Source organism: Acinetobacter sp. YH01025, assembly GCF_013420185.1.
In the GTDB taxonomy this organism is placed as follows: Bacteria; Pseudomonadota; Gammaproteobacteria; order Pseudomonadales; family Moraxellaceae; genus Acinetobacter; species Acinetobacter indicus.
In genome coordinates this window covers 82,766-98,197 of the sequence record NZ_VOYR01000007.1, presented here as the reverse complement: position 1 = coordinate 98,197, position 15,432 = coordinate 82,766, and the positions used below count along the sequence as shown (strand labels likewise).

The window sequence follows — 15,432 nt, the reverse complement described above, 5'->3', positions numbered from 1 at the left end:
ACAAATTAAAACATGAATGTGATCAAAGTCTCAAAAAAGTAAATACAACAATGAACATGGATAACATCCGATTAGCACAATGAATTTAATTTATTTGCATGGTTTCAGGAGCAATCCCTTTTCTGCCAAAGGCCAGCTGTTGCGGCAAGCGCTGGCACAGCGGAGTGACATTCAGGTGCATCTGCCCGATCTGAATGCGCCGCCACGCGAGGTAATGCAGCACTTATCTGCACTGATTGAGCAGCTGGATCAGGTAGCGCTGGTCGGCAGCAGTCTGGGCGGCTTCTATGCGACACAACTGGTCGCACGCTATGCGGTTCCGGCTGTGCTGATTAATCCGGCTATGCGACCATGGCAGTTGTTTCAGGAACTGTTTGGCGATGCGCAGATTCCGCTGAAAGTGCATGAACACTGGACGCTGGAGCGGCTACATTTACAGCAACTGGAACAGATGGCAGTGCCTTTTGTTGAAAAGGCAGACAAAATTTTAGTGTTATTGCAGCAAGGCGATGAAGTTTTGGATTATCGTGACGCACAGCGTTATTATAGCCAGGCCCAGCATAGCTCTCTGATCATGACCGAAACCCGCGGCAATCATGGGATGGACAACTTTGCGCTAAAAATACCTATGCTGCTGCAGTTTTTATCGGATTCCCTAAAATAAGGAAACAGTACAACGTGTCTCAATATACGGCTCAATCTCTTGAAGTTTTATCTGGTCTCGATCCGGTCCGTCGCCGTCCGGGTATGTATACCGACACCTCGCGTCCGAACCATTTGGCGCAGGAAGTGATTGATAATGCTGTCGATGAGGCACTGGCCGGACACGCCACCAAAGTTAGCGTGACCGTGTATAAAGATGGCTCGCTGGCAGTAGAAGACAATGGCCGCGGGATGCCGGTGGATATTCACCCGGAATATGGCCAGAGCGGAATTGAAATTATTTTGACCAAGCTGCATGCCGGCGGCAAGTTCAGTACCGATAACTACCAGTTTTCCGGTGGTTTGCACGGGGTCGGGATTTCTGTGGTGAATGCCTTGTCGACCCGGGTAGAAGTGGATGTACAGCGTCAGGGCAATCTCTACAAAATGGCTTTTGAGCAGGGCGAAGCCACTGGACCACTAGAAGTGCTGGAAGGCAAAGCACCAAAACGTGCGTCAGGCACGCTGGTGCGTTTCTGGCCGGAAGCCAAATATTTCGATTCGCCAAAATTTGCCTTAAAAGCCTTAAAACATAATTTAAAAGCCAAAGCGGTTTTGGCGGCTGGCCTGCAAATCAATTATATCGACCAGATTAATGATGAAAAAATCACCTGGCAGTTTGAAAATGGCCTGGTCGATTATTTAATGGATGAACTGGAAGACCGCGAGATTATTCCGGCGCCGGCCTTTGTCTCTTCAGGCAATGCAGAACGCGCCAGCGCAGAGTTTGCGATTTGCTGGAATGTTGAAGGCGGTGAAAGCATTCAGGAATCTTACGTCAACCTGATTCCGACCGCGCAGGGCGGTACCCATGTCAATGGTTTGCGTTCCGGTATCACCGATGCCATGCGCGAGTTCTGTGAGCTGCGTAACCTGTTGCCGCGTAACTTGAAACTCTCGGCCGAAGATGTCTGGGATGGAGTGAACTATATCCTGTCGCTAAAATTCCAGGAGCCACAATTCTCCGGTCAGACCAAAGAGCGTCTGTCGAGCCGTGAAGCGTCCGGAATTGTGCAGAATATTGCCAAAGATGCCTTTGCCTTATGGCTGCATCAGAATTCAGATATAGCGCTGCAACTGGCAGAAATGGCCATCTCCAAGGCCGGTCGCCGTTTAAAAGCAGCCAAAAAAGTCGAGCGTAAAAAGATTGTGTCGGGTCCGGCTCTGCCAGGCAAGCTGGCCGACTGTGTCGGTCTGACCCGTGAAGAATCGGAACTGTTTATTGTCGAAGGGGATTCTGCGGGCGGTTCGGCCAAGCAGGCACGTGACAAGAATTTCCAGGCCATCATGCCGATTCGCGGTAAAATTTTAAATACCTGGGAAGTGTCTTCTGATGAGGTGCTGGGCTCTCAGGAAGTGCATGATATTGCCATTGCGATTGGGGTTGATCCGGGTTCAGATGACTTGTCTGAACTGCGTTATGGCAAAATCTGTATTCTGGCCGATGCCGACTCCGATGGTCTGCATATTGCCACCTTGCTCTGTGCGCTTTTTGTCAAACATTTCCCGGCTTTGGTAGAAGAAGGGCATTTATTTGTGGCCATGCCGCCATTATTCCGGATTGATGACAATAAAGATGTACATTACGCACTGGATGAAGATGAGCTCAACGGCATTTTAAATAAATGCAAAAGCAAAAATCCGCAAATCACCCGCTTTAAAGGCTTGGGTGAAATGAACGCCAGCCAGCTGCGTGAAACCACCATGGACCCGGATACACGCCGTCTGGTGCAACTGGATCTGGATGATATTCATGTCACTGCCGGTTTGCTGGATAAACTGCTGGCCAAAAAACGCTCCGCAGACCGGAAGCAGTGGCTAGAGCAAAAAGGCAATCTGGCTGATCTGGTGGTTTAAAACCTTAAAACTTTCATCATTTTAGAAAACCTGCCCGTCTTGGTGCAGGTTTTTTTATGTCGCTGATTTTTTCTCCAAAATGAGGCAATACGGCTGGATAGGGTTGCACTTTTTTTGTTCACTTTTGCGCCTCCTTAGCCTTCAATATCTCTAAAAACTCTAGAGCGCACTCTGCTTGGGTGTATGTGGTGCTGATCAGTGCAGCGTAGCTGAAGGGCTATGCTTCATTTTTTATATTAATATAAGTAACTAATTTTTATGATTTAAATCTTACTTGTCCCGTCTAGATCTGCCTGTCAGTTTTGCGTTTGGCATAGAAATTGAATTATCCGCTGCAGTCATAGAACAACAGGCACCATGTTCAGGTGCTGCATAAGTGTGGAGAAATTCATGAAGTTCCAGCGCAATCTGTTTTCAAAAAGTATGTTAGTGGCCAGCATGGCCGGGGTTGTGGCGCTCAGCGGCTGCTCAAAATCGACCGAAAGTAGCGACAGTGCCAGCACAGCCCAGCCAGCGGCCAGCACCGGTGAGACCATTAAAGTCGGCATCCTGCATTCCTTGTCCGGCACCATGGCCATTTCAGAAACCTCGCTAAAAGATACCGCGCTAATGGCAATCAATGAAATTAATGCCAATGGCGGGGTGCTGGGCAAAAAGCTGGAACCGGTGGTGGTTGATCCGGCCTCTGACTGGCCACTGTTTGCAGAGCAGGCGCGCCAGCTGATTACTCAGGATAAGGTCGCGGTCATTTTTGGTGCGTGGACTTCAGTATCACGTAAATCGGTACTGCCGGTGGTGGAAGAGCTGAATGGTCTGCTGTTCTATCCGGTGCAATATGAGGGTCAGGAACAGTCGAAAAATATTTTCTATACCGGCGCAGCACCTAACCAGCAGGCGATTCCGGCAGTGGAATATCTGATGAGTGAAGAGGGCGGTCAGGCCGAACGTTTTGTGCTGCTGGGAACGGATTATGTCTATCCACGGACCACCAACCAGATTCTGCGTGCTTTCCTGAAATCAAAAGGCATTGCTGATGCGGACATTATGGAAGAGTACACCCCGTTTGGGCACAGCAACTATCAGACCATTGTCAGCAATATTAAAAAATTCTCGGCTGGGAAAAAGACTGCGGTCATTTCCACCATCAATGGCGATTCCAATGTGCCGTTCTACCGTGAACTGGGCAATCAGGGCATCAAAGCTTCTGATATTCCGGTGATGGCGTTCTCGGTGGGTGAAGAAGAATTACGCGGTATTGATACCAAGCCACTGGTCGGCCACTTGGCATCGTGGAACTACTTTATGTCGGTAAAAAATCCGGTCAATACCGAGTTCACCAACAAAATGAAGCAGTACGCAGTCGATTATAAACTGCCAAATGCCAACAAGCTGGTGACCAATGACCCGATGGAAGCGACCTATGTCGGCATCAATATGTGGAAGCAGGCGGTAGAAAAAGCCGGCACTACCGAGGTGGATCAAGTCCGTGCAGCCATGGCTGGTCAGGAATTTAAAGCACCCTCTGGTTATACCTTAAAAATGGATGCGTCAAACCATCACTTGCATAAGCCGGTCATGATCGGGCAAATCCGTGCCGATGGCCAGTTTGATATTGTTTATAAAACCCCGCAAACCCTACAGGCAGAACCTTGGAGTCCTTACCTTCCGAAGTAAGTTTGACATCACGCCTGCTGCTTCGGCAGCAGGTTTTTTTTCGATTTCTCTGCCTTCTTATAAAAAAGAGGACACACAATAGGGGGATATAAAATGAATATTCGCGTGAATATCGCCGCTATTTTTCTGATTTTTGCCCAAGTTTTATCGATACAGCTGGCTCAGGCCGAACAGCCGCAAACACAGACAGCCGTTGCTGTGACACAGGCCGATGCCATCCAGCAATTTGTGCAAGGTGATTTCGCCAGCCGCCGTGCCTTACTGAACCAGTGGCCCGGCAGCCTCGAACAGCTGGATCAGCTTGCACAATATGTTGAACAGCAGCAGCTCTATAGCGGCGCCAATGGTCAAACCTATATTCTGGAATCGGATGAGCGTTTACTGCATTATCCGGCACTGGAGCCGGTTAGCGACTGGCCAAGTGATCTGGCGCAGGTCACGCTGGTGAATACCTTGCAGAAAGCGCTGACCTTTGCGCTGGCGCATTCAAAAATGCAGTCAGAAGATGCGGCTGAGCGCCTTGAAGCTGTCGATATTTATGAAAGCAATCTGTCTGAATTACAGCTGGCGCAGATCAATCGCCTGTATTTACAGGAACGGAATAATAAGGTGAAGGCGCGTCTGGCCCAGCTCAAAGCACGGCTGGATTATCAGCAGCCAGATGTGCTGGTGAAAATTCAGGCCGCCCAGGTACTGGCCGATTCCAACCGTCCCGATGTACTGGCCATGGTGGAGCAGGAGCTGCAACAGCCGAATCTGAATCCGGAACTGAAAGCCGTGTTGCTGGAGGCCAAAAGCGCCATTCAGACCCGCTTACAGGCCAGTGAATGGGCCGGCCATCTATTTTCCGGGCTCAGTACCGCCAGTATTTTGCTGCTGGCGGCGTTAGGACTGGCCATCACCTATGGTCTGCTCGGAGTCATCAATATGGCGCATGGCGAGCTGATCATGATTGGCGCTTATACCACCTATGTGGTGCAAAGCCTGTTTAAAAGCCATTTTGGCAGTTATCTGGACTGGTACCTGATCGTGGCGATTCCGGCAGCCTTTCTGGTCAGCGCTTTAATTGGCATGCTGATTGAACGCACGGTAATTCGTCCGCTCTATGGCCGCCAGCTGGAAACCCTGCTGGCCACCTTTGGAGTCAGCCTGATTTTAATGCAATTGGTGCGGATGATCTTTGGCGCGCAAAACGTGGAGGTGTCCAATATTGCCTGGCTGTCTGGTGGCATTTCCATTAGCCCAAGCCTGATGCTGCCGTATAACCGTATCGCAATTATTGTCTTTACCATCGCCGTGCTGTTGTTGCTGGTGTATTTACTCAATAAAACCCGTTTTGGTCTGTTTGTGCGGGCTGTAACGCAAAACCGTCAGATGGCGCGTGCCGTCGGAATTCGTTCCAGCCGCATCGACATGATGGCTTTTGGTCTGGGTTCAGGACTGGCCGGACTTGCCGGTTGTGCCTTGGCGCAGGTCGGGAACGTTGGCCCGGATTTGGGGCAGAACTACATTATTGATGCCTTCCTGGTGGTGGTAGTTGGTGGGGTTGGTCAGGTCTGGGGTGCGGTACTGGCAGCACTGGGTCTGGGTATTAGCGGGACTGCGCTGGAAATTGGCATGGGTGCAGTACTGGCCAAAATTATTCTTCTGGTTCTTGTGATTTTGTTTATTCAAAAACGCCCACAAGGTCTGTTTGCCATCAAAGGCCGTTTTGTGGAGTAAGCGCATGAAGATCACACATTTACTTTCCGATAAACCCTATAGTGGAGCAGCCATTGCTGCCTGTTTTGCAGTTTTACTGCTGTTGCCGTGGCTGCATCTGTTGCCGAGTGATTCGGCACTGCATCTGTCGGCTTATTGGGTCACCCTGATTGGCAAAATCATGTGTCTGGCACTGGTGGCTTTGGCCTTGGATCTGGTCTGGGGCTATGCCGGTATTTTAAGTCTGGGTCATGGCCTGTACTTTGCTCTGGGCGGTTATGCGTTTGGCATGTACCTGATGCGCCAATCTGCAAGTGATGGCTTGCCAGACTTTATGCGTTTTTTAAGCTGGACCGAGTTACCGTGGTTCTGGGTCGGTACGGAACATTTCCTGTGGGCGCTTGCACTGGTCGTTTTAGTGCCGGGCATCATTGCCTTTGTGTTTGGCTTCTTTGCTTTTCGCTCCAAAATCAAGGGCGTGTATTTCTCGATTATCACCCAGGCCATGACCTTTGCTGCCGCACTGCTGTTTTTCCGTAATGAAACCGGTTTCGGCGGCAACAATGGTTTTACCGGCTTTAAAACTATTTTGGGCATGGATATTACCTCGGCGCCGATGCGGGCCAGCCTGTGTTTTATCACCGCGCTGGTGCTTCTGCTGTGCTTTATCGGGTTGCGTCATCTGATGAATCAGCCTTATGGCCGTGTGCTGGGTGCAATTCGTGACAGTGAAAACCGTCTGCAATATCTGGGCTATCGCACGCTGTGGTACAAGCTGTCGGCCTGGGTACTGTCTGCGGTGATCGCGGGTATTGCCGGGGCGCTATATGTGCCGCAAGCCGGCATCATCAACCCGAGTGAAATGAACCCGGTCAACTCGATTGAAATGGCGGTCTGGGTCGCAGCGGGTGGTCGTGGCACCTTAATTGGGCCTTTGCTCGGCGCGGGTGTGATTAACGCGGCCAAAACCTATTTCACCGCTGCTTCCCCAGAGGCGTGGTTACTGATTTTAGGGGCGCTGTTTATTGTGGTGACCATCTTCCTGCCGAAAGGGATTATTGGTCTGTTTGACCGTTTTAAAAAGGAGCGGAGCGAATGAGTGAACTGTTGCAAGCTCATGGTGGCCATGCTGCTGAAGGTTATGGCCGCCCCAAGGAACAGGGCGCAGATTTTAGCCACGGTATTGCACTGTATTTGGAAAAAGTCAGTGTCTGGTTTGATGCCTTTCGTGCCTTAAACGACTTGTCTTTGTATATCGAAGAAGGGGAATTACGTTGCATCATTGGACCCAATGGTGCCGGTAAAACCACGTTAATGGATGTGATTACCGGTAAAACCCGTCCCACCGAAGGCAGTGCCTTTTTTGGCCAGACCTATGATTTAGCCAAGATGAGCACCGAACAGATTGCCGAGGCCGGAATTGGACGCAAGTTCCAGAAACCCACAGTATTTGAAAATTTTACTGTCATAGAAAACCTGCTGCTTGCCGCCCCGAAAGATAAACGGGTAAAAAAAAGCCTATTTAGCAAGCTCGATCCCGATGCCCAACAGGCACTGGAAGAATCGCTAGCACAAATCCGCTTACAGGAATTGGTGCATAAACCAGCCGGATTGCTGTCGCATGGTCAGAAGCAGTGGCTGGAAATTGGCATGCTCTTGATGCAGCGCCCCAAGCTGATTTTGCTGGATGAACCGGTGGCCGGTATGACCGATGCCGAAACCGAACGTACCGCGGAGCTGTGTCTGGAACTGAAGAAAAATCATACCTTGATTGTGGTTGAGCATGATATGAGCTTTATTGACACCATCAGTGAAAAAGTCACGGTGCTGGCACAGGGTGCCATTCTGGCAGAGGGTACATTGGCTGAAGTTCAGGCCAATGAAGATGTGATTGAAAAATATTTAGGACGTTAAGGAGACCGCGATGCTAGAAGTCAAAGACGTCAATCAGTTTTATGGGGGCAGTCATATCCTGCGCGATGTATCGTTTCAGGCTCCGGTCGGTGCATGTTCAGTGGTGCTGGGGCGTAATGGCGTGGGCAAAACCACCTTGCTGAAATGCTTGATGGGCATTTTGCCGATTAAATCCGGGCAGATTCTGCTGGATGGCAAAGATATTTCCAGGCTTAGTCCGGAGCAGCGCGTGCGTGAAGGTTTGGCCTATGTGCCACAAGGCCGCGATATTTTTTCGACCTTAACAGTTGAGGAAAATATCCTGATTGGGATGGCGAAATTTAAAGGCGCAAAAACCCGAAAAGTACCGGAACATCTGTACGAGATTTTTCCGGTTCTGGATGAAATGAAGCAGCGCCGCGGCGGAGATTTATCCGGTGGTCAGCAGCAGCAATTGGCAATTGCCCGCGCGCTGGCTTCTGAACCGAAGGTATTAATTCTGGATGAGCCAACCGAGGGTATTCAGCCGTCGATTATTAAAGATATTGGCCGGGTGATTCGTAAACTGGCTGATAGTGGCGAAATAGCAATTGTGCTGGTCGAGCAGTTCTATGATTTTGCCGAAGAGCTGGCCGATGGCTATACCGTGATGGCGCGTGGCCGGGTGATTGCACAAGGTGCTGGTAGGGAAATGCCGGAGAAAGGGATTCGGGAGTTAGTAGCGATTTAATTTCCCTCTCTCAAAGGGAGGTTGGAGGGATTTAACAAGTCAAAGCCTCCCTGAGCAAGAGATCAGCACGGCTTGATCTTGCAGCGCAAGAAGGGAGGTGTGGAGGCTTTAATTTCACCTCTCCCTGTCTCCGAAAAGGAGAGGGAAATTGTCATTCCATAAAAAATACCCGCCATACTGGCTGGATCTGAACTCACCCCCCACTACTTTTAATGTGTATAGGTAAAAATTAAACAAAAAAAGAGCACTGAAATCAGTGCTCTTTTAGATGGATGCTGAGCGTTTAGCTAAAGAACCAGTACACGAACAGCGCAATAATGAAGGTACACAGGATGTTTAACACCATCCCCACACTCATCATTTCACGCTGTCTGATATGACCGGACCCAAACACAATTGCATTTGGCGGTGTTGCTACAGGCAGCATAAAGGCACACGATGCACCAATACCAATAATAATCACCAGAATTTCTTTTGGCATACCCATCTGGTCGGCAATGGCGGCAAAGACCGGTACCAGCAGTGCAGCAGAAGCGGTGTTACTGGTAAATTCAGTCAGGAAAATAATGAAAATGGTCACCACAAAAATAATCACCAGCGGTGATGCCGTACCAAATACATCCGCAACGGTTTGACCCAGCACCAGCGATGCACCTGAATCTTTTAACATCGCACTTAAGGTTAAACCACCACCAAACAGCAGTAATACACCCCAGTCGGTATTTTCAGAAACCTGTTTCCAAGTGGCTGTACCTAAAATCACCACCAGACAGGCGGCGACCAGCGCGGTCCAGGTATCCGGAGATGAAATACCAAAGTTCTCGCTGAGTTTTTTGCCAAAAATCCAGGCAATTGCGGTACAGATAAACAGAATCATGGTCGCGATACGGGTTCGGTTCCATGGAATTACTTCTGTTTCAAAATGAATTTTCTGGTTCAGTTTCGGACGCAACACCAGATATAAACTGACCAACATGGCTGGCAGTAAAATCAGCATCATCGGCAAACCGATTTTCATCCAGTCGGCGAAGTCATAGTCCAGTGCTTTGGCAGCAATCGCATTCGGTGGTGAACCGACCAGCGTTCCCAGGCCGCCAATACTGGCCGAATAGGCAATCCCGAGAAGAATAAAGACGAAGGTAGAGCGCTCTTTGGTTGAATCTAGGTGCGACAGCAGACCCAAAGCCAGCGGGAGCATCATCGCTGCGGTGGCGGTATTGGAAATCCACATCGACAGTGCAGCTGTGACGGCAAAAATGGCCAGCACTGAAATCCCCAAATGCCCGCCAGACATGGAAATAATCCACATCGCAATTTTACGGTCCAGTTTCTGGATATGTAGGGCAGTGGCCAAGGCAAAACCACCAAAGAACAGGAAAATGACCGGGTCAGCAAAAGTCCGCAGCGCCTGCGTGGTGGTCATCGGTACCAGTTCTTTGCTGGCATTTTCAATCGGCATGCCAAGCGCTACGGCCAGCACCGGCACCAGCAGCGCGGTAATGGTGATATGCACCGCTTCAGTCAGCCATAAAATCCCGATAAACAGCAGCAGGCTCAGGCCTTTATTGGCATAATCATCATAGGGCAAAATATGGTAAAAGCCCCAAGAAAGCAGGGCGGCAATGACAATAATAATCCAGCCTTTGACAATGCCTTTCGGCGCGGCCTCGACCGGTGGTTTTAACGTATCTGTATTCATATACGATCCTTTTATAGATTTATAGGAATTAGAGTAATCGGCCTATTATTTAATATTTTTCAAGCAGGGGGGCAAAGTATAAATTGATTATTTTGCAGCTAAGTGAAGATTAAACCACAAAAAAATGCGGGTTCTGCCTGAGGAGTTGCACAGCTTGCCACAGGGCTGAGCCGCCGAGCACGGCCAGTAAGCTGAGAATCAGCCAGCGAAATTTCTGCTGGGAAATATGGGTACGTAACTGGCCGCCAGCCCAGACCCCGAGCAGCGACACCACGGTTAATAAGCCCAGTAAGGACCATTGTTCAGATTTAAATTGCAGCATCACCGGGTAAAGCAGCAGCAGCTGAATCAGTTTACTGACCGCAAAATTCAAGTTGCTGATCAGCACAATTTCGGTTTTGCTGTGTTCGGTACTCAGCAGGTACATCATCAGAAAGGGTGCCATGGCATTGGTGGCTCCGCCGATCACACCGGCCAGCAGACCAAACAGCAGCATGTTTTTCAGACTGGCCTGAATGCGCAGGGGCTGGCTGCGAAACTGATCCAGCACATACCATAAAATAAACAGCCCCATCAGCAGTTTGAGATAGCCATCATTTAGATGTAGCAGTAACTGCACACCGAATACACTTCCGATCAGACTGCTGATAATCAGGCCCCAATATTGACCGGAATAATAGCGCAGCGCCTGAAGAAAGCTGCGTTCGGGGTCGCTATTGAGTAAAAACAGATTCAGGATCAGGCAGGGTAATAGTACAAAGGCTACCGTGGTCGACAGCGGGTACAAGGTGGAGATGGCCGCGGTACTGACCATAGGAAAGCCGAAGCCGCTGATCCCGTGTAACAGGGCAGCAATGATACAAAAGATCAGAACCATCAGGTCGGCTTTAGACATGCGTATTTCAACGGACTGGCAGAGTACTGACTAAAACATGCACATACTGGGCTTGTAAAGGGCAAGCCGGCTTATTTTTTATCAAATGGAGCGTAAACCTCTGTCTTTCAGTCAGAGATATAAGCGACACGACATGAAATGTCGTTTTTTTGCTAAAAAACAATATATTAAGCCTAATATGAGCTAATATAAGCCCATGAAAACACTTAAATTACGCATAAAAAACAGTCACACAAAGGTGCTAGACCAATTGGCATCTGAAGTTAATTTTGTCTGGAACTATGTCAATGATTTGTGTTTCAAACACCTACAGCGCAAACAACAATTCTTTTCAGCATACGATATTGCTAAATACACGAAAGGCGCATCAAAGGAATGTAGTCTTCATAGCCAAACCATTCAGGCTGTAACAGAAGAATTGGTCACTCGCAGAAAACAGTTCAAAAAATTAAAATTGAGATGGCGTGTCAGTAATAAGAAATCAGCAAGAAGATCACTGGGTTGGATACCCTTTAAAAAGGTCGCTATTAAATACGCCGATGGATACGTTCAGTATGACAAGCATCAATTTAAGCTATGGGATAGTTACGGATTATCGAAATACAGCATTAAAACAGGCTCATCTGTAGAGGATAGTCGTGGACGTTGGTATGTCTGCTTAGTGGTTGATTCACCCAAACAAGACAAACCTACCGCCACAAAAGCCGTGGGTATTGATCTAGGCTTAAAAGATATTGCTACCTGTTCAGATGGTACGATCATTTCCAATCCCAAGTTCTACCATCAATATGAACAGAAATTAGGGATTGCTCAGAGAGCGAGAAATAAAAAGCGTGTCCGTGCATTGCACGCCAAGATTGCAAACTGTCGTAAAGACCATTTGCACAAGGCTAGCACCCAGCTGGTGAAAGACAATGCACTGATTGTCGTTGGTGATCTAAGTGCGAACAAACTTGTAAAAACTAAAATGGCGAAATCTGTTTTAGATACAGGATTTTCAACACTCAAAACCATGCTCAAGTATAAATGCGAGAACGCAGGGGTCATGTTTGAGGAAGTCAACGAGAGATTCACAACCCAAACCTGTTCGAGCTGCGGTGCAATCACCGCAAGCAGTCCGAAAGGTAGAGCAGATTTGCGAATAAGAGTATGGGAATGTGAATGCGGAAGTGTAAATCAACGCGATTTAAACTCCGCCAAGAACATACTTGCGCTTGGGCATAAGCGTCTAGCAGTAGGAATCACCCTCCTTTCAGGTGGGTGAGGATGTCAAACCAAATGGAGAATTAAATCTGGGCAGAAACAATCTGGATGGGTGAGTTGAATTCATATACATCGCAGTTGGGACCAGAGCCAATCCGGTCAATCACGGCAAAATCGCTGGGTGCCTCCAGCGTCAGCAGGGGATGATGCCAGGTCCCGGCGCGGTAATTCACGCCTTGTGAACCATCGCTAATAAATGCTTGAAGCTGGCTGATGTCCGGCTCATCTGCATTTAAACCCGGTGCCACCACCACCAGAAAGGCTTGCCCCTGCATCGGAATAAAAGCCTGCGACCCTTGAGGATGGCGCTCCAGCATTGCTACCTGAAACGGTATTTGGGTACTCTGGATATTGCGGAAAATACTAATGCCTGCTTGTGCTTCACCAAGAATTTCCGTCATGGCCAGCGCATGATAACGCTCGGTTTGGGCATGGTTAATATGAAAATAGTCATGTCCCTGACAGCTAATCACTTCACCAAAAGGGGCAAAATTGTCCAGGGTCAATGCTTGAATCTGAATGGTATTTTTCATGTTGTTTGAGAGTTCCAGGGCGGGTATTTTTATGGTCATCATCAACTGGTAGAGATGGAGGTCGCTGTCAGCCTGTGGAGTGGGCCAACAGCGACGCTGGTGCGTTAGTCCACCAGTGTGCCCCAGAGGCGAATCCGGCTGATACCGCCGTCGGGAATCATATTGACCCGGATATGCGAGATTTTATCGTGCTTTAAAATCTGCTCGATAAAGGAATGCACATGGTCCATCTGCATGGGCTGCGCCTCCAGTAAAAATGGCCAGAACATGCTTTGTGGAATCAGTTGCGGATCGGTGGCATCTTCAATGTACACCGCCTGAATCGACACTTCTGCCGGGTAGTTGCCCTTGAAATGGGCAGTGTCGATATCAATTTTTTCAATCTGGCCGGCCTGTCCCAAAGCCAGAATACACCAGTCAAAGCCGGGTGCGCGGCGGCGTTTGGTTTCCCAGCCATCGCCCATATTGATGCCACGACCCGGATTAATCAGGTTCTGTGGATGGCCAAAGTGGGCATCGCTATAGGCAATTACCCGGCCGCCGTTTTCAAGCGCCAGTAAATCCAGTGTACCCTGATGATCTGTGGTCTGAATTTTCACCTCGCCATATACGCGAAAACGTGCCACACCGCCATCGGGGAAAATATTCAGACGCACATGGGTATAGACCGCATCAGAGCTGACTTCAAACAGATGATGCTGGCTGGGTCCCAAAATACTGTTGGCTAAAAGCGGCTGCCATTCGGCCTGCTCCAGATTACCTTGCGGCGCATAGCAGGCTTCGACACTGGCTGAAGCGGGATAGTTACCGCTAAAAAAGGTGGTATCAATATCCAGCGCCTGAATTTTGCCAGCCACACCTAACTGGACAATGGCCCAGTCATAACCGGCATGGCGCTTGCGGCGGGTTTCCCAGCCGTCCATCCATTTGCCATGATCATCAAATTTATCTTCCACAAATACTGGTGCTGCAAATTGCAGCATACGCTGCGCATCGGCAAAAAAATCATCTGAACATTCAATAACTTTTGCACCAATACGGGTATCTGCCAGGTTGGTCAGTGTTTGAAGCTGGGGCGGTAGGTCAAATGTTGGTGCAATTAAAGTGGCCATAATTCTCTTCCATTTATTGTTCATTCACAGCAGGCACGGCCTTGCATCGAAATCAGGCAGTGGCGCCAGATTCGGCTTGCACAGCAGGCCTATTGCTACGGGTAGAAGCACAGCCTGTGCCAACTTCTGGCCATGCGACCCAGGCTAAGCATGAAATGGCACGTTTTTCGCTTCAGCTGTTCAGTTTTGACAGGCAAGCCTTGGGAGGAAAAATGAAAATTACAATTATTGGTGCAGGTATTGGCGGATTAACCACAGGGATTGCACTAAAAAAGTTTGGCCATGAAGTGCGTATTTATGAACAGGCTGAGCAGATTCTTCCGGTGGGCGCGGCCATTTCCCTGTGGTCCAATGGGGTGAAGTGCCTGAATTACCTCGGACTGACCGAGCAGGTGGCCGAGCTAGGCGGGCAGATGGATCATCTGGCCTATGTCGATGGCCTGAGCGGTGATGTGATGACCCAGTTCAGCCTGACGCCGTTAATTGAAGAAGTCGGGCAGCGTCCGTATCCGGTGTCGCGCGCGGAACTGCAAAATATGCTGATGGATGCATTTGGTCGTGAGCACATCTATTTAGGCAAGAAAATGGTGGCACTCCAGGAAGATGGTTCACAGGTGACGGTCAGCTTTGCTGATGGCACACAGCTACAAACCGAACTGCTGGTCGGGGCCGATGGTACCCACTCTTTAACCCGCGCCTATGTACTGGATGAAACCGTCGCGCGCCGTTATGCCGGTTATGTCAACTGGAATGGTCTGGTGGAGGTGTCCGAACAGCTGGCCCCGGCCGACCAGTGGACTACCTTTGTCGGAGAAGGCAAGCGCGCTTCCCTGATGCCGGTGGCCGATCAGCGTTTTTATTTTTTCTTTGATGTGCCGCTAGCGGCCGGACTGGAGAATGACCGCAGCCAGTATAAAACACTGTTAAAACAGTATTTTCAGGGCTGGTGTCCGCAGGTGCAGCAGCTGATAGACTCGATTGATGAACAGCGCACCAATCGCGTGGAAATTCATGATATTGAGCCTTTCGCCAATTTTTATAAAGGCCGGGTGGTGCTAGTGGGAGATGCCGCACATAGCACCACGCCAGATATTGGGCAGGGTGGTTGTCAGGCCATGGAAGATGCTATTTATCTGGCACGTGCCTTACAAATTAATACCTTGGGTGTGCAGGATGCCTTAAGCCGCTACCAGAATAAACGCAATGAGCGCGCCAATGAACTGGTGCTGCGCGCGCGTAAACGCTGTGATGTTACGCATATGAAAGACCAGCAGGTGACGGAAGCCTGGTATGCCGAACTGCGCCAAGAGCAGGGGCCACATATCATGAAAGGCATTATCAGCAATATAGTCGGTAATCCGCTGGATTAAACT

General features: G+C 49.3%; 13 protein-coding genes. 9 read left to right on the top strand and 4 right to left on the bottom strand.

What is annotated here, in order from left to right:
* The first annotated feature begins 79 nt into the window (after window positions 1-79).
* The 7 genes from FTT89_RS08990 to urtE all read left to right on the top strand — a co-directional run bounded on the left by FTT89_RS08990 (window position 80) and on the right by urtE (window position 8,557).
* A complete protein-coding gene (locus FTT89_RS08990) occupies window positions 80-664 on the top strand; it encodes a YqiA/YcfP family alpha/beta fold hydrolase (protein WP_005180877.1) in 585 nt (194 codons plus the stop codon).
* 14 nt (window positions 665-678) lie between these two features.
* Window positions 679-2,559, top strand: a complete 1,881-nt coding sequence (gene parE, locus FTT89_RS08985) for a DNA topoisomerase IV subunit B (protein WP_005180875.1) — start codon at window positions 679-681, stop codon at window positions 2,557-2,559.
* A 390-nt stretch (window positions 2,560-2,949) separates the two neighbouring features.
* Window positions 2,950-4,233 (top strand): urea ABC transporter substrate-binding protein, encoded by a 1,284-nt coding sequence (gene urtA, locus FTT89_RS08980; protein WP_160255399.1) that lies wholly within the window; start codon window positions 2,950-2,952, stop codon window positions 4,231-4,233.
* A gap of 93 nt (window positions 4,234-4,326) precedes the next feature.
* Window positions 4,327-5,955, top strand: coding sequence for an urea ABC transporter permease subunit UrtB (urtB, locus tag FTT89_RS08975; RefSeq protein ID WP_127800273.1), 1,629 nt, complete (start codon window positions 4,327-4,329; stop codon window positions 5,953-5,955).
* Window positions 5,956-5,959: 4 nt separating this feature from the next.
* Window positions 5,960-7,033 carry an urea ABC transporter permease subunit UrtC gene (gene urtC, locus FTT89_RS08970; RefSeq protein ID WP_180134212.1) on the top strand — a complete coding sequence of 358 codons (1,074 nt, stop codon included), beginning with the start codon at window positions 5,960-5,962 and terminating at the stop codon, window positions 7,031-7,033.
* The gene (gene urtD / locus FTT89_RS08965; protein ID WP_016658717.1) at window positions 7,030-7,848 is read left to right on the top strand and encodes an urea ABC transporter ATP-binding protein UrtD; all 819 of its coding nucleotides are present in this window, start codon (window positions 7,030-7,032) and stop codon (window positions 7,846-7,848) included. The genes urtC and urtD overlap by 4 nt, the downstream gene beginning before the upstream one ends.
* A gap of 10 nt (window positions 7,849-7,858) precedes the next feature.
* Entirely contained in the window at window positions 7,859-8,557 is a 699-nt protein-coding gene (gene urtE, locus FTT89_RS08960; RefSeq protein WP_180134211.1) for an urea ABC transporter ATP-binding subunit UrtE, read from the top strand.
* 283 nt (window positions 8,558-8,840) lie between these two features.
* Here urtE and FTT89_RS08955 read toward each other — a convergent pair whose 3' ends face one another.
* Window positions 8,841-10,256, bottom strand: a complete 1,416-nt coding sequence (locus tag FTT89_RS08955) for a DASS family sodium-coupled anion symporter (RefSeq protein WP_104484343.1) — start codon at window positions 10,254-10,256, stop codon at window positions 8,841-8,843.
* A 109-nt stretch (window positions 10,257-10,365) separates the two neighbouring features.
* Window positions 10,366-11,151, bottom strand: a complete 786-nt coding sequence (locus tag FTT89_RS08950) for a sulfite exporter TauE/SafE family protein (RefSeq protein ID WP_180134210.1) — start codon at window positions 11,149-11,151, stop codon at window positions 10,366-10,368.
* 196 nt (window positions 11,152-11,347) lie between these two features.
* On the opposite strand from FTT89_RS08950, the gene FTT89_RS08945 reads away from it, so the two are divergent.
* Window positions 11,348-12,415 (top strand): RNA-guided endonuclease TnpB family protein, encoded by a 1,068-nt coding sequence (locus FTT89_RS08945; protein ID WP_180134209.1) that lies wholly within the window; start codon window positions 11,348-11,350, stop codon window positions 12,413-12,415.
* A 22-nt stretch (window positions 12,416-12,437) separates the two neighbouring features.
* On the opposite strand, the gene FTT89_RS08940 is transcribed toward FTT89_RS08945, so the two are convergent.
* Together FTT89_RS08940 and alc are read right to left on the bottom strand one after the other, a co-directional pair.
* Window positions 12,438-12,947, bottom strand: a complete 510-nt coding sequence (locus FTT89_RS08940) for an ureidoglycolate lyase (protein WP_104500929.1) — start codon at window positions 12,945-12,947, stop codon at window positions 12,438-12,440.
* Between the two features lie 104 nt (window positions 12,948-13,051).
* On the bottom strand, window positions 13,052-14,059 hold the full coding sequence (gene alc / locus FTT89_RS08935; RefSeq protein WP_104513177.1) for an allantoicase: 1,008 nt from the start codon (window positions 14,057-14,059) through the stop codon (window positions 13,052-13,054).
* A gap of 212 nt (window positions 14,060-14,271) precedes the next feature.
* Here alc and hpxO point away from each other — a divergent pair, with 212 nt between their 5' ends.
* Complete coding sequence (gene hpxO / locus FTT89_RS08930) at window positions 14,272-15,429, top strand: FAD-dependent urate hydroxylase HpxO (protein ID WP_075175542.1); 1,158 nt, start codon at window positions 14,272-14,274, stop codon at window positions 15,427-15,429.
* Window positions 15,430-15,432 lie beyond the last annotated feature (3 nt).